Here is a 19244-nt window from a genome sequence, read left to right on the forward strand (position 1 = left end):
ATGACAATACGGGGATATACCTTATTCACTAATGTTAATGCTTATATCCTTCGGTTTCATTGTAATCAAAAGCCGCAATAACAATGCACCCACAATGATTAGCAACGTTCCAGCAAAGCCGAGTAAATACCAGCCAGCTAAACCTTCATTCTCACCCAATAAAGTAAATGCACCAGCAATGGTCAACATCATCGAGAACCACCAGCCACCAACTAAGCACCATTTCCACAGCTTCATTCCCAGCTGATATTCTTTAGCCCATTGATTTGCACCAGCAAACACTAATATTTGCAGTGCGCCTAATCCCATCCAAAATAGCGGGTCTAATACCGTTGATTGTGGAAACATTAAAATCCCTCCCAGTTTCCGTCATATTCCCAAGTTTTGGTGACTTTCAAATAATTTTCACTACGTAACCATTCTGGTGGCTGGTGATAGCCAGCAAATCGCCCGCCATTCCAATCACCGTGAAACGCTTCTGCATCGGGGTAATAAAAGAAGTTATGCTGCATCGCTAGCAGCGCTTTACGTGTAGCGCCGGTAGGGTCTCGCGGATCCGCTTCTTTCACCAACGCGTGTATCCAGTTGTTTTTACGGGTATAAGGACAAATTGCGATACACACACGACAGCCCATCCCCGTTTCAGTTGGCCCTTGGCGCCATAACTTCCAACAGCCATCTTGGTTAAAGGCAAACTTACGATAACCACGAACCACTGCATCTGGTTTATCGGCATGGCTAATCGATCCACTTGGGCACGAATCAGCGCAAATCTTACACTCTTCGCAAAAGTGCTGAACTTTAGTATTGATAGGTTTATCGGCTTCAAGATCAAGATCGGTGATCACCGCCGCTAATCGAATATTTGGCCCCAGCTCTGGCGTTAGTAAAATACCATTGCGCGCTGCTTCCCCCATACCCGCCTGAATAGCAAGTGGTGGCACAATGATCTCGTAATCAGAACCGGGCCATTGTGGTCGCGCAGCATAGCCAAGCTCACCTAAATAAGCGGCCATCAAACCAGCTGCATTTTTGGCTCTAAAATAACCATCATACGAGGTAGAATAGCCAATCGCCGCATACATTGGATCCCAGTTCATCGGCGTACCAAAAACAATGACATTTTTCCAGTGCTTGGGAATCGATTCATCCCACTCAGGCATGCCGCGCATGGTATTTTTAAACACAAAATTGGGATCCATTTTAGTGATCCCGACAATGCTCATACCAAATTTAAACGCCATTTTTTTGATCAGATCAGAGGCATGTTGGGGCGATTTAAATTCCTGCTGTTCCCTTTTTACCCATTGAAAATCCACTTCATCTGGATGGCCGTTTGGCTTTGGTGGGAAATTACTGTACAGCCCACGCATAAAGGCAGCCGAATGGGCCCAACCTAGGGCAAATTGATCACGGTGCTTTTCGACATTTTGATCATGCTTCACTTTTTCACTAAAGGATTGGTACATGTCATCCCAACGTTCTGGATAGCGCGAGTAATACTCTCTTATTCGTGCATCCGGAATTGTTTTCCAATCAGGCGTGGGTACCCAGCCATCTTTCATTAATGTTGAAAGCACACCAGTACGGTGAAATAAGAAATCGCTCCACTCAGGACGTACCAGTTTGCCTGCCACTTCTAACGTTGGCGCACTATCAACTCGGAAAGGTTCACGATTAAAGAACATATCTTTACCCGCTTCCGTTCGGCCATACCCCACATTGGCATCGGGATCGCGGCCAAGAGCAAAACCAGCCCCTGCCGATGCACCAACTGTAACCGCTGCAGCGGCTACGCCTCCCATCTTTAGAAAATTACGGCGCGAAGGGTTATCTGCACCTTCTATTGTGCTATTTTTAGATTTCACTGTTGCTCCCCAATACTAGCTAATTACACTCACAGCAATACTATTTTGCTGTCTGATCTCATTAATTTGGTTACGATAAGTGCTGCTATAGTGCGTTGATAGTTTGTTAAGCTCTGCCATCACACACTCAGCATCTAACCACTGCTTGGTGTGGTAATAGGTAAGAAAAAGCTGTTCAAGCAGCTCGCTGTCATGTGGGTCAAATGCCAATAAGCATTTCAAATCGGGCTCTAACACGCTCCACTGATGAGCGCCAATTTGAGCTTTTATTCTTAAATGCAACACATCGTAAGAGTCAGGGGTATTACTGAGGTAATGGTTGAAGGCGGCAATGGCTTCTTCATAACGTTGACATTGAAATGCTAAAATGCCACTTAATCGAACCAGCTCCATGGATGTGATTTCATTATCAATCGATAATTGGATCCAGCGATCCGCTTGTTCTGTATTTTTAAGTGCTAAATACGCACTGATCGCAGTGATGTAAGTCGCTACAATCGTTTTGTCCAAGGTGAACACTTTTTCACAATAGTTAGCCGCTTGTTTAAATTCACTATCTTGGTAATAGCAGCCCGCTAAATTTTGATAACCGCCCGATAATTCAGGTGCAAGCGCAATAACCTGTTCAAACATCTCGATTGCCGCCGCATTTTCACCGGTATAGATGTGATTAAAACCAAGGTGGTTAAAACACATGTAATTATTAGGGTTAGACTTTATCCCATCTTCAAACATTGCTCGGGCATGTTCATGATCCCCTAACTGCTGATAGATAAGTCCAGCCTTTAAACTAAATTCATCATTGGATAACTGAGTTCGAAAATGATTAATAACCGCCAGCGCAAGCTGACATAACTTAGCCGACATTAAGATGTTATAAACGGTATCGAGCTGGTTTAGCGACAAACTTCCACGACGAATGATATCGCTAAAAAAAGCGGTGAATGCTTCATGCTCTAACCAGTCATTTTTATTTTCATCCTCACCGCTATTTACAGTACTAAACTGACTTTTAATAAAGTTATATTTATAATTCAGGTTATCTTCGATATTACCCTCATATAAAAAGCCGCCGGTTTTTTCCTGAAGGTATTGATAGAGTTCTAGCCACTTTGTATCCATCATGTCGTTACGCCAAATCATTTTGAATAATGTTATGGTACGTACAAATAAAGTGGTTAAAAGGTCAAAAAATACCTTCAACCGATAGATAACCTCCCTTTCTTTTAATTATTGATAATGATCAAATTTTATTTAGTACTCTTATACCAATATATAAATCTGCTTAATTGTTTTGTTCTTATATCTCATTAATTTGATCAATTATCAGTTTATAACTACATTGCACAAACCTTCAGTACAGGCAATGTGCTTTCGCTTCGCTCAGGTGAACCCAATCTAGGATTTTGCATCTCTATATTATTGGGTAAAGTCTAGACGTAAAAAAGCAGCTAACAGAGTAGTGGCTTCTTTAAATATGGTGGAGTGTTCTGGGTGAGGTGGATTTGGAACAAATCCCTCTTACCACATGCGCTAAACGCATACTACGACAACAAAAAGCTACAGTTCTATAAATGTTAGATTTCACAATTAACACTTGTACTTTTCACCCCTCCAAGCACTTAAAAAAACATACCTTTTCTTTCAACACATTTGGTTATCGGCCCTTTTGCTGAGTACAAATTGAATAAAAAACGAGATTTACATCACTCTATTCAAGCAACAGCAGATGTAGCATACATAAATAGTTTGATAACAATCACCATTGGTACACATCTATTATGCCTTACTTACACTTTATTTTTGGCCTTGCTGTCGTTGCTGCCCTTGCCTTATTGGTCAGCAAAGATCGCAAGAGCATTAAACTTCGCTATATTATTCAGCTTCTCGTGATTGAAATGGGTGTCGCTTATTTCTTACTGAATTCTTCAACTGGAACAGGGATTATCGCCGAATTTGCAGGCGGTTTTAATGGCCTAATGGCATTCGCAGCTGAAGGTACAAACTTTGTCTTTGGCGGATTAGTCAATGAAGGTGGCTTCGATTTCTTCCTGCAAGTATTAATGCCCATTGTCTTTATTTCGGCCCTTATTGGTATTTTACAGCACATTAAAGTGCTGCCCGTGGTAATTAGTGCAATTGGCTACTTACTCTCTAAAATTAACGGCATGGGTAAACTTGAGTCATTTAACGCCATCAGCGCATTAATGGTTGGTCAATCAGAGAACTTCATCACTTATAAAGACATTTTGGGCCGTATGTCAGAGCGCCGTATGTACACATTAGCAGCCACAGCTATGTCTACAGTATCTATGTCGATAGTCGGTTCATACATGCAGCTCATCGCTCCTAAATTTGTAGTGGCCGCATTATTTTTGAACATGTTCAGCACCTTTATTATTCTGTCGATCATTAACCCTTATGATCATGAGGCAGAAGTAAGCTTTGACGATATGATGGCCGATGAATCAATTGAAAAACTTACGTTTTTTGAAATGCTCGGCGAATATATTCTTACGGGATTTAAAGTCGCGGTAATTGTCGCTGCAATGCTGATTGGTTTTATCTCACTCATAGCCATGATCAACGCAGGTTTCACCTACGCCTTCGGTATTAGCTTCCAAGATCTGATCGGTTATGCGTTCTACCCGATTGCATGGCTAATGGGAATTCCTGCCAACGAAGCCTTGCAAGCCGGTAGCATCATGGCGACTAAATTAGTCTCAAACGAGTTTGTGGCAATGATGGCATTACAAGATCAGTTGGGCAGCCTTTCTGCACATACAGTCGGTACAATTTCTATCTTCTTGGTGTCTTTCGCTAACTTCAGCTCAATTGGTATCATTGCGGGTGCTGTTAAAGGGGTCAACGAAGAGAAAGGTAATATGGTTGCCCGCTTCGGCTTACGCTTACTGTATGGCTCGACTTTGGTCAGCATTCTATCGGCAATGATCGCCAACATCATGCTGGCTTAATTATCACGCAAAAAATCAAAAGGCCAGCATTTCTGCTGGCCTTTTTGTATCTGGCGGAGTGTTCTGGATAAAGCTGATTTGGAACAAATTCCTCTTGCCACATGCGCTAAACGCAAAAAGGGCGCTGATAAATCAGCGCCCTTTTCTAAATGTGGCGGAGAGATAGGGATTTGAACCCTAGAAGGGCTATAAACCCTTGCCGGTTTTCAAGACCGGTGCTTTCGACCACTCAGCCATCTCTCCAACGCGGTGAATAGTACGTATAAGAGCTGAGGCTGTAAATAGCATTACTGATCAACCGTTCAGGAATCCAGCAATCACAGCGAACTTTTACTTTACTCTAACAAGGCACTCGATTTCTTTAAGCTAATAGCGTTAAAATTTCACATTTAACAACCATTTATTAAGACGCATGCTGACCCTTTACCCTCTCTTACGAATAGCGTATCTAAGGCTGTACATCTTGATTGATGTTTTGGTCTCACTATTTCCGACCAATATAGTTCATTCATCCATTATTCATTTTCGATCCTTTATGCTTCACATCATCAACTCACCTAATTCGATTAAATAAGCATAATAATGAAAAAAATACTTTTACTGTCTAGCCTTCTTATTCTTTCTCCAATGGCATTCGCCAACACCAATAGCTTGAACAACCATGGTTTCAACGATCAAGGCTTAAACGATCAAGGTTTCTTTGGCCCGAGTGAAACCTCAGTGAAAGCGGCAAAAGAAGGAAAAGATGACCAACCAGTCACCCTTACAGGCTACATCACAGCCTCTTTAGGTGACGAAATGTATACATTCTCCGACGGCCAAGACAATATCTCGGTAGAGATCGATAACGACAAGTGGCACGGTATTAAAGTGACGCCTGAAACAAAAGTAACCATTACAGGTGAAATTGATGAAGAGTGGTTCAACTCCCACATTAATGAATGGTTCAGCACAAAAATCGATGTTGAACGTATTCAATTAGCCATTCAATAATTCGCCAAGCTCCCCAGCCACTTAATCAGTCATAGCATTGCAGTTTAAGCCACTGGCTTAGTATTTTAATTTCTGGTTGTTTGGCTCGGGATTTTTTATACACAAAATACAAACTATCGCCGGTAGGTAGTTCATGCATTGGAATTCTAATCAAGTCCTGAAGCCGATCTTGGTCTGTCATAAAGTAATCATTAAGAAAGGCGATTCCTTGATGGTACTTCGCCGCTTCAGCAGCCAAAATCATATGACTAAAATGAATCACTTTTACATCGTCTGGTAACTCAAACCCACCAAGCTCACACCATAGTCGCCAATCTTTCTTTTCAGTGCCATCTTTAAAGATTGAACGTACTGATAATAAAGGCTGCTCCCACAATGCTTCTGGTAACGACTTTCCTTGCATTTCATACCACAGTTTAGGGCTGCAAAATGGGTATAGCTGCTCTTTATATAAAAACTCACTAACAAAGTTCCGTGAAGGAGGGTAAGCAGTAACAAAGCAATCAGCCACTTGATCACTACATTCTGGCTCGTCGGCCACCATATTCAAGGTAAGATCAATTTCAGGGTGTAACTGTCGTAAGTTATCTAATCGAGGCACCAGCCACTTTACCGCTAACGTACTATAAATCGCTAAGCGGACTTTTCCATCCTCACCTTCCCGTAACTTCTGACTCGCGTGCGAAATACTGATGAGGGCAGAATTAATTTCCTCTTGATAACGCTCACCGATAACGGTTAACGATAACCTTCGCCCTTGACGAATAAAAAGGTCTTCACCTAGGTATTCTTCAAGTAATTTAACCTGATGGCTAACCGCACTTTGGGTAACATTTAATGCTTCAGCCGCTTTAGAAAAGCTATTAAAACGCGCAACAGACTCAAAGCATTGAACAGCGCGTAACGGGGGTAATTTCATTATTAGCTCAACTAATACTAAGTTAATTTATATCATTATACTTCATCCTTAAGATTCTCTATCCTCCAAAAATCACTTTCTGTGATCTATCGGCTAATCGTAAATTTCAAAGCAATTTATTCGTTATTTCCGTTTCTACATTAATGCCTCATGCCCCAAAAAAAGGAGTCGTGTTATGCCTAAAATATCTGTTGGTCTTGCCATGACCCTGCTTATTGTGGGGAATTTGGTTGCTGTTTTTTCTGACGCATTAATTAAAACACTGGATGCCAATACTGCTATTTTTCAGTTTGTCTTTTTTAGGCAGCTGACTGCAGTTTTGATTCTTACTCCATTTTGTTTATCTTCATCGAAGAAGAGTTTTATTGATGGATTGAAATGGCACGCATTACGGGCTCACATTTGGCTTTTTGGTGCTATTTTCATGGTGATTGCCATTAATTCAATGCCGCTCGCGACAGCAAATGCCATTTTCTATGCTGCGCCGTTAATCATGTTACCGATGGCGATGATGCTTTTTAGTGAAAAGCTCACTAAACATTCTGTTGCTGCAGGTATGCTCGGCTTTGCTGGCGTATTAGTCGTTATAAGGCCAACTGAACTTAATTGGGCTGCAATGGCCGCACTCGTTGTTGCCGTTACGTTAGCTGCGAATAATTTATTAATTCGAAAACTACCAACCCATCAAACCGTTGCTCAAACATTATTGTTAACAAACCTTGCGGGTATGCCTGCTGCATTGGGTTTAGCCTTGTGGGAAGGACAACCTTGGGATTGGGCACCGTTATTAACCGCTGCTGGCTCAAGTGCATTTATTTTGGTTTATGCGGCAACCTGCGTGATCGCCTACCGCTCAGCAGAGAGCAATAAAATTGCCAGTGCGGAATATAGCGGCTTATTAGGTGCGGTTGGTGTGGGCTTATTGTGGTTTGATGAAGTACCTGATTTAGCAATGCTAATTGGAACAACAATGATTATATTGCCTCTGGTATGGCTTGCCCGTATTGAGAAAAAGAAGCAAAAACAACTTTTACAAACTGAATTATAAATAGGACTTATCTTAATGACTGCTTTTCTACTTTCTCAGATAATTATTGGGTTCGCAGCCTTTTTTGATCTTTTATCTTTTCAGTTTAAAGAAAGAAAAAAAATCATCATTTGTTTCGTTTTTGCAGTCATTTTAATTGCTATTCATTTTGCATTATTAGAACAATGGACAGCAGCAGGGTTAATGGCTCTTGCGGCGGTTCGATACATCACGAGCCTTTTTACGACATCTAGACAAATGGTCGTACTGTTCTCAATAAGCTCGCTTGTTGTTACATATTTTACTTATGCTGGCTTCATTAGTTTAATCAGCTGCGCTGCGTCTCTTTTTCAAAATGGAGCCGCCTTTTCTAAAGAAGATAAACGGTTGCGCCAGTTTATGATTCTCGCGACCAGTTGTTGGATTGTGCATAACATTATTATTGGCTCTCCTACTGCTGTTCTGCTTGAGTTGCTTTTTATTACCAGTAATTTTGTAGGCTATTACCGTTACTACGTTAAAACCCCAAAAGAAGTAGCGGAAGCATAAAATTCAGCGTGTAACAGAAAAGAAATTGCACTTATTTATCTTTCAACATTACAGAAGAACTCTGCTATGGTTGTTCTCGTAAGGGTGAATTAAACATAAAATCAATCTGTTGATATAAAAATAATGATAGCCCCTCAACGAAACTCGATAAATTGCTCTTTAGGAATGGAATGATGAAGAAAGTATGCTCAATGCTTGCGGGAATGCTAGTCAGTATTCTACTTGCAGGCTGTACAACGAATGAAAATTACAGACCACCGGATGATCTCGAAAGCAAAGTAAGAGCAGAGCAACGTAAAGAAGAAGCTAACTGTATGTTGAATGGCTCTGCTAACTGTTTTTAATTAAAAGCGACAAAGCTCCAAACATTTAAAAAAGCCCTGATGAAGAATATTCATCAAGGCTTTTTTATTCATTCAACCTAACTTTGCATTATTGCTGTTTTTCACGCCAATCATTGCCTGATACTGTACACACATTAGTTATCCAGTCTATTAGGGCACACCATGAAACCTTGGTTTAAATTCATCCCACTTATTATGCTTGTTAGTTACTTCTTTTATTATGATGTTATTGATCCAATGGATAAAAATGCACCTAGTACACAAACAACGATTTCAGCATCACAAAATTCAGAAAAGTGATATTTACCTTCAATTACGAAGAGAAACGAAATAAGAACTCAATAAATAGCAACAAATAGCAACCCGTGACTACATGCAGAGTTACAAACGTTTAATAATTCTGCATCACATGGACAATCTTACGTTTCAATTTTGTCCATACCTGTAGCACATTGATAGTGGTACGCTATACTCAACAAATGATTCGAAAATCAAAATTCTAATACTCGCTGTATTGAAAACTTCTTCCAAATCACATACCTCCAGTGTATATCGTATGTGATTTGGTTTTTTCATTTCCTTCTTTTACTTCTTAAATTACTTTCTAGTCCCTTTGATTCAAATTCTCAGCCTCACCCACAAATGAGAACTATGTGCATTTGCAAGTAATGTGCGTATAATCATCATACAAATTTGGTTAGGGTTATTTTTATGTCAACCATTCGAGTATTACTTTCTACTTCAACAAACCCTTGGTTTAACTTAGCCGTTGAAGACAACATCTTCAGGTCTATGTCTAACAAGCAACGTGTTCTCTTTTTATGGCGAAATGCTGATAGTGTTGTTATAGGTCGAGCTCAAAACCCATGGAAAGAATGTAATACACGAAAGATGGAACAAAATGGTATTACACTTGCGCGCCGTCAAAGCGGTGGCGGTGCCGTTTTTCATGACTTAGGTAATACCAACTTTACGTTCATGGCAGGTAAACCAGAATATGATAAAACAGTGTCTACAAATATTGTATTAAACGCGTTGAAGACATTGCATGTAAAGGCTAAATCAACCGGACGAAATGATCTGGTTATTGAAGATAGCGAAGGGGAACGAAAATTTTCTGGTTCGGCATACCGTGAAACGATGGATAGAGGCTTCCATCATGGCACGTTATTACTGAATGCAGATCTAGGACGTCTCGCCAACTATTTACGCCCTGACCCTAAAAAGCTTCAAGCAAAAGGCATCCAATCTGTACGTTCTCGCGTAGCTAATTTAAACGAGATTAATCCTGAAATTAACCATGACAATGTATGCACTGCTATAATAGATGCTTTCTTTCAGCATTATGGTGAAAAGGTAGAGCCAGAATATATATCACCAGAGTCATTACCAGAACTACCCGATTTCACAGAGAAATTTGAGCATCAAAGTAGCTGGCTATGGAATTTTGGGAACACCCCAGAATTTATGCATACATTAAGTGAACGCTTTACATGGGGGGGAATTGAATTACATCTCGATATAAAAAAGGCACACATAGTCAAAGCACAAATATTCACAGATAGCCTTAATCCAACCCCATTAGAAACATTGTCTGAAGCACTTATTGACCAGCCATATAGCATTGATGCTTTTAACAAAGTCATTAACAAAACAGCAAAGGCTTTTCCAGAAAGCGCCAATGAGTTAGCTGAACTACAAAAATGGCTTACAACCGCGATTGCGTAAATTATAAGAATATTCAGTGCACATAGTTACATGTCCCATTCCACTATATGCCCTTCATCATAAACGCCATCACTGTATGCGGGTGTATAGTTGATAAAAATATTCTTTTTCGCAACGGGTACATGCTCTGAAATCGTATTGGCAATGAGTTCTAACATTGCCATTATCTGTTGCTCAGTATTGAAATTAGGAGCAATTAAATCAACGAGTAATGGATGCGTATTGATTCCTTGAACCTCTGCCACTTTCCCTGCATGAGAGTAATGCCCTTTCAATAAGTACTCCCACGACACCATAATATGATGGCTCTCTATGCCTGTCGCATCAGCCACTGCTTGCGATAAATTACAAACGACTAGTGAAATATCAACGTCACCCTCAAATGGTAACGACTTTATTCTAATCAATGGCATAAAATTCCCCCCTCTCGCATACCGTTTTAATATACGCTTAATAACAATATTAATTATAGAGAAGTGTAATAAAAGCTTGTCGCTTTTTGCCGTATCAAAAACGAGAAAATCATAAATAAGTACAATATAAAAACATAAATAGCAAAAAAGCCCATCTAGATTATCTCTAAATGGGCTTTTTTACACAATACACTATAAAAATTGAATCATTAAAATTCTAATCTTTAGAATTTTCATCGTGGCATTCATCTTCACCACAACACGGGTTAATCACCCTTTCAGCACAGTTATACGGTTCAATGTGAATAATTACATCAACGACTTCATCAAGCTGTTTAAGGATATGGCTCTTAAAGTCTTCCGTAATTTCATGAGCCTTATCAACACTCATATCGGGATCAACTAACAGGTGGAAATCGAGTAAAATACTGCTACCAGTACGACGACTTCTAATCGCATGAACTTCACGGATATCACTGTTCTCTGCTGCATACTGTTGAATTTTATTTTCAATATCACTATCTGCTTCAGCTTCTGTGATTTCCATAATCGCTGGCCATAAGATTTCAAAAGCAGCTTTTAAAATCATTGCCGTTACCAATAAAGCGGCTACTTGATCAAGATAATGTAAATCAGGCACGAAGTAGTTTGCAATAACCGCAATAGCAACAGGAAGTGAACTCAATGCATCCGAACGGTGATGCCAAGCATTGGCATGCAGGGCACGACTATTAATTTTCTTCGCTTGAATAACTGTCCAACGATACAGTATTTCTTTAACGAGAATAGAAGCAATCGCAGCACCAAAGGCAAGCATGCCTGGATTGGTTTTTGCCTCGTTTCCGATAGAGTTAATTGAATCCCAACCTATACCGATACCAACAATAGCGAGAATAACGCCAATGAAAATATTGGTTAGGGTTTCAAAGCGCCCATGCCCATAGGGATGTTCTTTGTCTGCCGGAGCAGTCCAATACCTTGAGCCAATTAAGATAGCGGTATCTGTTACCAAATCAGAAAAACTATGAACACCATCGGCAATCAAAGCTTGGCTACCTGTAATCTTACCTATAGTGATTTTTAACAAGGCTAACGCAACGTTAGCTATCGACCCGACCCATGTGGCTTTACGGATCAATTTTAGTGGCACATCAGACATACTATTAACTCAAAACTGCTTATATAAAAGGCCTATACCCAAATTACTTCAAGGTACTCGTTTCAGCGAGAATATGAGATAGTTTGGGAATACGTAAATTTATCATATCTGATTTACAATTTTATTTCTCGTTGAGAATATACCCACTTACCTTAAAGTGATTTGGGTATACGCTTTGATATTTCATAACAATCACATGAAACTAAATGATCGTTAACCATACCAGTTGCTTGCATTAACGCATAACAGATAGTCTCACCAATAAACTTAAAGCCTTTTTTCTTCAAGAACTTGCTCATTGCTTTCGATTGTTCTGTTATAGCTGGCACTTGTTCTGGTGTAGTCCATGTATTGACTACTGGCCTGCCATCTACAAACTGCCACAATGCCGCTGATAAACTGCCGTATTCTTGTTGTAATGAAAGTGCTGCTTCTGCATTACTGAATACTGAGCGAATCTTATTACGGTGTTTAATGACGTCATACTGATTAATAACCTCATCGATATGGGACTCATCATCAAGGTTTTCTGCTTGTTGTTTAACGGCAATTAATGTTTTTAAATCATATTGCTTAAATGCTTCACGGTATGCCTCTCGGCGTTTCAGTATGGTGTACCAGCTCAAGCCAGCTTGTGCCCCCTCTAAAGTGATAAATTCAAATAAGTACTTATCATCAAAATTAGGTTTACCCCACTCTTTATCATGATATTCACGCTCAATGGGATGATTTAATGCCCAAGCGCACGTACGCTTATCCGAAATAGTATCCATCTATATTTCCATCTATTTATTTAAATTCTAACGAAAAACAATATTACAACGCGACTCGCTATTAAGCATAAACCCACTATACAAACATCCACCGTACAAATGGAATCAAGTTAACAATAATTACGCGTGATTATTCTTTGCGCTTTATCGTTCTTATGTATAATGCAAATGATAATGGTTTTCATTAAGATTAGCGAGAGCAAGGATACTCATGTCACAGTCAGGTACACCTTTACCCCGTCAACCCGTTCGTCCTTTCTTAGTATCGGTCAAACATGTTATCGATATTACGCCCGCACTGCGCCGTATTTGCTTTACCAGCCCTTTATTAGCTGATTACCCAGATGTAAGTGGAGGCGCTCACATCAAAATAATGATGGCGCACGGTGAACAAACACTACCAGAGCTTCCTACGTTAACCGACAAAGGGCCGCGCTGGTTAGTCCCAGAAGACAAACCACTGATTCGTACATTCAGTGTACGAGCTTTTCGTCGCAACGCTTGTGAAATCGACATTGATTTTGCTCTACATGCAGACAGCGGCCCTGCAACTCGTTTTGCTCAACAGGCGCAGGAAGGTGATGTACTCGCAATTTCTGGCCCCGGAGGTCCGCATCCGATGCTACAACCAGCGCGGCATTATTACATGGCTGGCGATCTAACTGCCTTGCCTGCCATCAGTGCAATGATTGAAGACATGCCAGCTGATAGTGACGGTCATATAGCACTTTTAGTGCCCACCTCTGATGCCATTCAAGATCTGCTAGTACCTGATAAGGTAACACTCACATGGGTGATCGGTAACTCTGTCGACAGTGACAAACTTACAGTGCCTTTTTTGCAACGTGGTATGGAAAACATCAATAGTTATTTTTGGTTTGGCGGCGAAGAAAATATCGTAGTGCCATTACGTAATCACGTTCGCCGTAACATGGAGGTTGCTCGAACCGCTATTTATGCCGTGCCTTATTGGCGCGATGGCAAAGATGAAGATGAATACCATCAGAATCGCCATACCGTTATGGATAGCTAACAATTCAGAATAACAACAAAAACACTACGTACTAAGACGTGAGACTGATGTCATTATATTAATGATAAAGAAGGAATTTAACATGGCTATTCACCCGTCAGTGATGAGAGCGACGACATGCCGTCGGCTTCCTTCACCGGCAGAACTGCTCAGTGACTACCCGTGCAAGGCCGACACTGAACACCGCATTATGACGTCACGTAATGATGTGAGGGATATTTTACATGGCAAAGATGATCGGCTTTTGGTCGTGATTGGTCCATGCTCAATTCATGACCCAGATGCAGCACTGGCATACGCAAAGCAGCTTAAGCCACTGGTCGAACAGTTTAGTGATCACTTACATATTGTAATGCGAACGTATTTCGAAAAGCCCCGAACAACAACTGGTTGGAAAGGCTTAATATTCGATCCGCATCTCGACAACAGTAATGACCTTATTACAGGGTTAACAACAGCGCGTCAGTTAGTACTCGCAATCAATGAACTTGGTGTATCAACCTCAACCGAATTTTTGGATAATACCAGCTTTCTATATTTGGCCGACCTTATGAGCTGGGGAGCCATTGGCGCCCGCACTACAGAGTCACAAGTTCACCGACAGTTAACCTCGGGCTTACCCTGCCCCGTCGGTTTCAAAAACGGCACCGATGGTAACATTCGTGTTGCGACAGATGCCATTCTGTCGAGCCAATCCCCTCACTTGTATACCGTTACAGGACACGATGGACATTTATATGCTGTGGAAAGTTCAGGTAATACCGATTGCCATATCATCCTACGTGGTGGGCAAGAACCTAACTACAGCCCTAGCCATATTCAAGCTGCCAGCAAAGCGCTATACCAAGCCAAGTTACCAGTAAGTATTATGGTAGATTGCAGCCATGGAAACAGCCAAAAGCGCCATAAAAACCAACTTGTTGTCGCACAATCGTTGTGTGAACAATTGTCTCAGGGCGAACAAGCAATAACGTCAATTATGGTGGAAAGTTTCTTTGAGGAAGGTAATCAAGCAATAAGTGCCAATATGACTTACGGGCAATCGGTAACGGATGCCTGTATCAACTGGAGCGACACAGAAATATTGCTTAACCAATTTGCCGCTGCCATTGCGACTCGCCGCACATTGTATCAATCGCTCTCGCCAGTCGCCATGCACGGCTAAGCTCTAAGCTCTAGAAACAGCATAGAAAAAACCTTGCACGCATAACTTTTCAAGATTAGAACGGTTATGCGGGTAAGGTTTTTTATTCTGGATAAACAACAAGATCAGAAATCAAGATTGCGAGTAACAATATCGATATTACTACTGCTTCGCATGCATCTTACGACGCGGCACAATCACAGGAGCCTGATCAAACGGGGCATATAATATATCTACATTTGTATCGTATAAGTCATCAATCAAGGTCTTCGTTACCACCTCATTCACCCTACCCGATGCCACCACCGTATTATTACCTATAGCAATTAATTCATCGCAATAACGAGCTGCCGCGGCTAAATCATGAATCACCAATACCACTGTTTTACCAGACGCTACCATATGGCTAATACTTTCCATCACCTCAATTTGGTGACCAATATCTAACGCGCTGGTCGGTTCATCTAATAAAATTAAATCGGTGTCTTGTGCCAGTATCATTGCTAGCCAAGCACGCTGCCGTTGACCGCCAGACAGGCTAGTTACTGGTTGTTGCAAAATGTCTGACAACTGCATCAACTCAATGGCTTGGTTTACTTGCTCGGCATCTTTGTCGTTCCATTGATTAAACCAACGTTGATGAGGGTGACGTCCATATTGCACCAACTGTTCCACTGTAATACCCGCTGGGCTAAGTGGATGTTGCGGTAAATAAGCAACCTGCTTGGCTAGCGCTTTCATCGAGTACTGCGACAACGGCTTTCCCTCAAGGGTAATATTACCGCTGTGGGGTTCCATTTGTTTGGCAATCAATTTCAGTAAGGTCGATTTTCCACCGCCATTGGGCCCAACAATCCCTACCAATTTCCCTCTATTTAGTTGTATAGATACATTATGGAACACGGACTTTTCATCATAAGAAAAACCAATATTGCTCATCGTTAATAAAGTCATTAGTCCGCACTTCCTTTGTCGCGTAATAAGAAAACTAATAGCATAATACCGCCTAAAATACGGGTCATGATCCCCGTGGCAACTTCATGCGGATCCGCCAATACCCTTACTAAGGTATCGCTGAACAACAACAACAGCGCCCCAAGCAGCGCAGCACTCCACAGTGGAACAATGCGATTCTTGACGCAATACGACGCCAAAATCGGGGCTGCCATCGCAATAAAGACAATTGGCCCACCAATAGCTGTCCCTAGGGCCGCCACCATGATGGCAAGCATCAAAATGCTAAGCTGCACTCGATTCACATTAATACCCAAGCTTTGCGCGGTACTAACACCTAATCGCAACACATTGAGTTGCCGAGAAAAGTAAATAATAAAGGGGCATAACAGCAACAAAAGCATGGCTACAGGTAAGCTTGTCGTATAGCCCTGCCCGACAAAATTTCCCATACTCCACATATATACACTGCTGACATGCACAATAGATTCTGTCGACATCATGAATTCGCCGACCGCTCGCATCAACTCGGACACCCCGATACCAATAACAACGAACAAATACCCTTGCTCACCAGGGTTCTTACACAATAAAAACAAAATCACGGCTGCGAGCATGGCACCAATGGGGGCAGCCCACCATGGCCATGCACCTACGCTGATATACAAGGTGAAGAAGGTAATGGCGAGTGTGGCCCCTTCGTTAACCCCTATCATATCGGGTGTCGCCAAACGGTTACGCACCAAGGTTTGAATTAAGCAACCAGATAGCCCGAGTGCTGCACCTGCAACCACGACCGCAACCACGCGTGGTAAGCGGATTTTAAATACCATGATATTGACCATGCGCGATGCATCGCCAAGGAAAGCTTGCAATGCCGACAACGGCGTTAATTTTGCAGAGCCAACGCTGACCGCAATCACGATGCCCACCAGCAACATGATCATTAATATGACACTGACGATGACCGCACGCTTTTCAACCAAAAGGTTATATTGCCCACACTGTAACCGCCATTTTCCCGTAGGCGTTATTACAGGTGAGGTTGAAGTTAATGTTAACGAAGATAAAGACTGTGCTGCTTGCTCAGTGGAAAGTGAATGTTCGTGTGACATAAAAACGCTCCTATTTCACAGCTAACAAAGTGCGGAAGCCACCGCGGTGCACAACTGCAATTAAGACGGGCGCCCCAATCAAGGCTAAGATCACCCCATTAGGCATTTCAAACGGTTGAATTAACCAACGTGCGAGAATATCGGCGATAAAGAGAAAAATAACACCAAAAAGTGCCGAAAAAACCACTTGTAATGACAAAGCGACAGGTTCAACCATACGTGCACAATAAGCTGAAAGAAATCCGACAAAACTGATAGGACCCGCTACCGAGATGGCACAAGCTGTAAATAAGGTAGAAGCAATCAGCACCCCAATACGCACCACATTGGTATTAATACCCAATGATTTGGCTTGCTGTTCACCTAATTGCATCAAGGTTAATTGACGAGTTAAAGCAAAAGTTAATACCACGGCCACCACTAAGAATGGCAAGATCATCAACATCGCCCCCATTTCAGCAGCAGCCAATGAACCTAGATTCCAAAAGCGAAATTGATCAAGTACCACTTGGTTCGACAACAACACATAATTCGATAGGCCGCCAAACGTAGCACTAAGAGCAACACCAACGAGAATCAATTTCAATGGATGCGATTTACCCACAAGGTGGCCAATGATCAACACCACAGTATTACCTGCCAGCGCACCTAAGCCAGACCATACTAAATAACCTTGGGTCGATTCCACATCAAAGTAAGTCAGCCCGATAACCAACCCAAGTACAGCCCCCGCATTAACACCAAGCAAACCCGGCTCTGCCAGTGGGTTACGCGTCGCACTTTGCAGTAATGAAGCTGCCAACGCTAAACTAACTCCGACAATAACAGCACACAAGGTGCGTGGAATACGTAAAGTATCCATCACCATGGCCAGTTGCGCGTCTGATGCCAGTAATGGAGAGCCTGTTAGATAACCGAATGCATCACTAAACCCATAGATACCAGCCCCAACCGACAACGACAACAACACTAAAAAGAAGACTGCTGCCAAGCAACTTCCGAGGCCAATAAGGTGCGATTTTGTCACAACGTTAACTCCCTTTAATCAATTTTACTCACGTGCTAATGACACGTGTAATCCTTGCAAGCACGCATAATAACAATGAGCCTAACCTATGAATAGATCTAAATAAAAATAGTTATCAATCTCTTTCTCATATATTATCAAAATCTATCAATCGCACCCCTTCTCTCATAGCGTGCCAATTTTTGTTAGTGCATTCAAAGGCTAATAACGTGAGACGTGTTTGTTTGTGATGGGGTGTATTCATGATGAAGTTTGAAATAAGGGATGATGATGTTTCTTCGTAAGGTCGCACTCTCGGTGTTATGTATTACTGCCGCTTTTACCGCCCACAGTCAGACTGTGAGCAATGAAGCCATGCGTAGCATTCATGATGTCTACGGTAAAATGATTGAAATACCCGCCGCGCCCAAGCGGGTGATCACCTTGAGTGAAATCGATCTCGATAGCACCTTGGCATTGGGGCTTACACCTATCGGCACGGTGAATGGTCGTGGGCAGCAAACATTACCCCGCTACCTCCAAGCTGCTATTCAACAAGACATTAAGATTGTCGGTGACCTTAGTCGTCCCAATATGGAAACCATTCTAGAACTCGAACCAGATCTCATTCTAACGACGCCTAACCGACCAGAGGTATTGGCGTTACTGAATGAAATTGCACCGACAGTTGTTACATTTAAGCGAGGCGAACCGTGGAAAGACACTTTTAACCGCACAGCCGATATTCTCAATCGTCAAAAAGAAGCCATTGCATTCATGGCACGCTACCAGCAGGCCATACAGCAATCAAAGGCTGACATAGGTGATAAAGCCGGGCAAACCATCAGTATCGTACGCTGGAATCCGAAAGGACCGGCCTACATGTTCAAAGATGCTTTTGCCAGCCAAGTGATCGCAGATCTCGGTATGACACGTCCCGCCAATCAGCAAGACCCTGGTCACACACATTCACTATCATTGAGTTTAGAAGCATTAAATGTCTTAGATGGTGATTGGATGGTCATCGGTACACTCAGTACGTCAGGCGATGCTGTCGATGCGATGAAACAAGCTGAATCAAGCCCTGCATTTAAACAACTCAGCGCTATCCAAACTAAACGTTTTGAAGCCGTTGATGGGTCATTATGGACCTCTGTAGGTGGACCGCTCGCTGCATTAAGCGTCATGCAAGACATCGTCAAACTGGTTAATAAACCGGATGCCGAACCACTTACACCATAATA

General features: G+C 41.9%; 19 protein-coding genes and 1 tRNA gene. 9 read left to right on the top strand and 11 right to left on the bottom strand.

The genetic code is table 11. The features are described from left to right. Positions 1-21: 21 nt before the first annotated feature. From C9J12_RS23730 to C9J12_RS23740, 3 genes are read right to left on the bottom strand one after another with little or no spacing between them, the layout of a single operon-like run. Positions 22-348, bottom strand: a complete 327-nt coding sequence (locus tag C9J12_RS23730) for a hypothetical protein (RefSeq protein WP_107244961.1) — start codon at positions 346-348, stop codon at positions 22-24. Further along, complete coding sequence (locus tag C9J12_RS23735) at positions 348-1868, bottom strand: 4Fe-4S dicluster domain-containing protein (protein WP_107244962.1); 1521 nt, start codon at positions 1866-1868, stop codon at positions 348-350. The genes C9J12_RS23730 and C9J12_RS23735 overlap by 1 nt, the downstream gene beginning before the upstream one ends. Before the next feature lie 15 nt (positions 1869-1883). Next, entirely contained in the window at positions 1884-2993 is a 1110-nt protein-coding gene (locus C9J12_RS23740; protein WP_170111865.1) for a tetratricopeptide repeat protein, read from the bottom strand. A 656-nt stretch (positions 2994-3649) separates the two neighbouring features. On the opposite strand from C9J12_RS23740, the gene C9J12_RS23745 reads away from it, so the two are divergent. Beyond that, positions 3650-4843: a NupC/NupG family nucleoside CNT transporter gene (locus C9J12_RS23745; RefSeq protein ID WP_107244964.1), complete on the top strand. Its 1194-nt coding sequence runs from the start codon at positions 3650-3652 to the stop codon at positions 4841-4843. A 152-nt stretch (positions 4844-4995) separates the two neighbouring features. Here the strand turns inward: C9J12_RS23745 and C9J12_RS23750 are convergent. Next, positions 4996-5086 (bottom strand) — tRNA-Ser (locus C9J12_RS23750). 339 nt (positions 5087-5425) lie between these two features. On the opposite strand from C9J12_RS23750, the gene C9J12_RS23755 reads away from it, so the two are divergent. Next, positions 5426-5836: a YgiW/YdeI family stress tolerance OB fold protein gene (locus C9J12_RS23755; RefSeq protein ID WP_107244965.1), complete on the top strand. Its 411-nt coding sequence runs from the start codon at positions 5426-5428 to the stop codon at positions 5834-5836. 25 nt (positions 5837-5861) lie between these two features. Here the strand turns inward: C9J12_RS23755 and C9J12_RS23760 are convergent, their stop codons facing one another. Beyond that, positions 5862-6755 carry a LysR family transcriptional regulator gene (locus C9J12_RS23760; protein ID WP_107244966.1) on the bottom strand — a complete coding sequence of 298 codons (894 nt, stop codon included), beginning with the start codon at positions 6753-6755 and terminating at the stop codon, positions 5862-5864. Positions 6756-6930: 175 nt separating this feature from the next. Between C9J12_RS23760 and C9J12_RS23765 the strand changes: the two genes are divergently transcribed. The 4 genes from C9J12_RS23765 (at position 6931) to C9J12_RS23775 (ending at position 10403) form a co-directional block, all read left to right on the top strand. Then, positions 6931-7803: a DMT family transporter gene (locus C9J12_RS23765; RefSeq protein ID WP_107244967.1), complete on the top strand. Its 873-nt coding sequence runs from the start codon at positions 6931-6933 to the stop codon at positions 7801-7803. Between the two features lie 15 nt (positions 7804-7818). Continuing rightward, positions 7819-8331 carry a YgjV family protein gene (locus tag C9J12_RS23770; RefSeq protein ID WP_107244968.1) on the top strand — a complete coding sequence of 171 codons (513 nt, stop codon included), beginning with the start codon at positions 7819-7821 and terminating at the stop codon, positions 8329-8331. 170 nt (positions 8332-8501) lie between these two features. Beyond that, positions 8502-8675: a hypothetical protein gene (locus C9J12_RS30830; RefSeq protein WP_170111866.1), complete on the top strand. Its 174-nt coding sequence runs from the start codon at positions 8502-8504 to the stop codon at positions 8673-8675. Positions 8676-9386: 711 nt separating this feature from the next. After that, a complete protein-coding gene (locus C9J12_RS23775; protein ID WP_107244969.1) occupies positions 9387-10403 on the top strand; it encodes a lipoate--protein ligase in 1017 nt (338 codons plus the stop codon). A gap of 26 nt (positions 10404-10429) precedes the next feature. Here the strand turns inward: C9J12_RS23775 and C9J12_RS23780 are convergent, their stop codons facing one another. The 3 genes from C9J12_RS23780 to C9J12_RS23790 all read right to left on the bottom strand — a co-directional run bounded on the left by C9J12_RS23780 (position 10430) and on the right by C9J12_RS23790 (position 12748). Then, positions 10430-10816 carry a hypothetical protein gene (locus tag C9J12_RS23780; protein WP_107244970.1) on the bottom strand — a complete coding sequence of 129 codons (387 nt, stop codon included), beginning with the start codon at positions 10814-10816 and terminating at the stop codon, positions 10430-10432. Positions 10817-11033: 217 nt separating this feature from the next. Next, positions 11034-11975, bottom strand: a complete 942-nt coding sequence (locus C9J12_RS23785) for a cation diffusion facilitator family transporter (protein ID WP_107244971.1) — start codon at positions 11973-11975, stop codon at positions 11034-11036. A 152-nt stretch (positions 11976-12127) separates the two neighbouring features. After that, positions 12128-12748 carry a DNA-3-methyladenine glycosylase I gene (locus tag C9J12_RS23790; RefSeq protein ID WP_107244972.1) on the bottom strand — a complete coding sequence of 207 codons (621 nt, stop codon included), beginning with the start codon at positions 12746-12748 and terminating at the stop codon, positions 12128-12130. Positions 12749-12959: 211 nt separating this feature from the next. Here C9J12_RS23790 and C9J12_RS23795 point away from each other — a divergent pair, with 211 nt between their 5' ends. Both C9J12_RS23795 and C9J12_RS23800 read left to right on the top strand, forming a co-directional pair. Further along, complete coding sequence (locus C9J12_RS23795; RefSeq protein ID WP_107244973.1) at positions 12960-13781, top strand: siderophore-interacting protein; 822 nt, start codon at positions 12960-12962, stop codon at positions 13779-13781. Positions 13782-13863: 82 nt separating this feature from the next. Next, the gene (locus C9J12_RS23800) at positions 13864-14946 is read left to right on the top strand and encodes a 3-deoxy-7-phosphoheptulonate synthase (protein ID WP_107244974.1); all 1083 of its coding nucleotides are present in this window, start codon (positions 13864-13866) and stop codon (positions 14944-14946) included. A 141-nt stretch (positions 14947-15087) separates the two neighbouring features. Here the strand turns inward: C9J12_RS23800 and C9J12_RS23805 are convergent, their stop codons facing one another. Genes C9J12_RS23805 through C9J12_RS23815 form a run of 3 tightly spaced genes read right to left on the bottom strand, consistent with a single transcriptional unit; the run spans position 15088 to position 18021 of the window. Then, a complete protein-coding gene (locus C9J12_RS23805; protein WP_107244975.1) occupies positions 15088-15879 on the bottom strand; it encodes an ABC transporter ATP-binding protein in 792 nt (263 codons plus the stop codon). Beyond that, entirely contained in the window at positions 15879-16994 is a 1116-nt protein-coding gene (locus C9J12_RS23810; protein ID WP_107244976.1) for a FecCD family ABC transporter permease, read from the bottom strand. Before C9J12_RS23810 ends, C9J12_RS23805 begins: the two co-directional genes overlap by 1 nt. A gap of 10 nt (positions 16995-17004) precedes the next feature. Next, positions 17005-18021, bottom strand: coding sequence for a FecCD family ABC transporter permease (locus C9J12_RS23815; RefSeq protein WP_107244977.1), 1017 nt, complete (start codon positions 18019-18021; stop codon positions 17005-17007). A gap of 270 nt (positions 18022-18291) precedes the next feature. Here C9J12_RS23815 and C9J12_RS23820 point away from each other — a divergent pair, with 270 nt between their 5' ends. Then, positions 18292-19242 carry an ABC transporter substrate-binding protein gene (locus C9J12_RS23820; protein ID WP_107244978.1) on the top strand — a complete coding sequence of 317 codons (951 nt, stop codon included), beginning with the start codon at positions 18292-18294 and terminating at the stop codon, positions 19240-19242. The last annotated feature ends 2 nt before the right edge of the window (positions 19243-19244 follow it).

The organism is Photobacterium frigidiphilum, assembly GCF_003025615.1.
GTDB classification, from domain to species: Bacteria; Pseudomonadota; Gammaproteobacteria; order Enterobacterales; family Vibrionaceae; genus Photobacterium; species Photobacterium frigidiphilum.

Bases quoted from the DNA above. Each gene is read 5' to 3' on its own strand.
- C9J12_RS30830 (WP_170111866.1), top strand. From the start codon at position 8,502: ATGATGAAGAAAGTATGCTCAATGCTTGCGGGAATGCTAGTCAGTATT.
- C9J12_RS23810 (WP_107244976.1), bottom strand. From the start codon at position 16,994: ATGTCACACGAACATTCACTTTCCACTGAGCAAGCAGCACAGTCTTTA.
- C9J12_RS23775 (WP_107244969.1), top strand. From the start codon at position 9,387: ATGTCAACCATTCGAGTATTACTTTCTACTTCAACAAACCCTTGGTTT.
- C9J12_RS23740 (WP_170111865.1), bottom strand. From the start codon at position 2,993: ATGATGGATACAAAGTGGCTAGAACTCTATCAATACCTTCAGGAAAAA.
- C9J12_RS23770 (WP_107244968.1), top strand. From the start codon at position 7,819: ATGACTGCTTTTCTACTTTCTCAGATAATTATTGGGTTCGCAGCCTTT.
- C9J12_RS23795 (WP_107244973.1), top strand. From the start codon at position 12,960: ATGTCACAGTCAGGTACACCTTTACCCCGTCAACCCGTTCGTCCTTTC.
- C9J12_RS23730 (WP_107244961.1), bottom strand. From the start codon at position 348: ATGTTTCCACAATCAACGGTATTAGACCCGCTATTTTGGATGGGATTA.
- C9J12_RS23765 (WP_107244967.1), top strand. From the start codon at position 6,931: ATGCCTAAAATATCTGTTGGTCTTGCCATGACCCTGCTTATTGTGGGG.
- C9J12_RS23755 (WP_107244965.1), top strand. From the start codon at position 5,426: ATGAAAAAAATACTTTTACTGTCTAGCCTTCTTATTCTTTCTCCAATG.
- C9J12_RS23785 (WP_107244971.1), bottom strand. From the start codon at position 11,975: ATGTCTGATGTGCCACTAAAATTGATCCGTAAAGCCACATGGGTCGGG.
- C9J12_RS23820 (WP_107244978.1), top strand. From the start codon at position 18,292: ATGTTTCTTCGTAAGGTCGCACTCTCGGTGTTATGTATTACTGCCGCT.
- C9J12_RS23780 (WP_107244970.1), bottom strand. From the start codon at position 10,816: ATGCCATTGATTAGAATAAAGTCGTTACCATTTGAGGGTGACGTTGAT.
- C9J12_RS23790 (WP_107244972.1), bottom strand. From the start codon at position 12,748: ATGGATACTATTTCGGATAAGCGTACGTGCGCTTGGGCATTAAATCAT.
- C9J12_RS23760 (WP_107244966.1), bottom strand. From the start codon at position 6,755: ATGAAATTACCCCCGTTACGCGCTGTTCAATGCTTTGAGTCTGTTGCG.
- C9J12_RS23805 (WP_107244975.1), bottom strand. From the start codon at position 15,879: ATGACTTTATTAACGATGAGCAATATTGGTTTTTCTTATGATGAAAAG.
- C9J12_RS23800 (WP_107244974.1), top strand. From the start codon at position 13,864: ATGGCTATTCACCCGTCAGTGATGAGAGCGACGACATGCCGTCGGCTT.
- C9J12_RS23745 (WP_107244964.1), top strand. From the start codon at position 3,650: ATGCCTTACTTACACTTTATTTTTGGCCTTGCTGTCGTTGCTGCCCTT.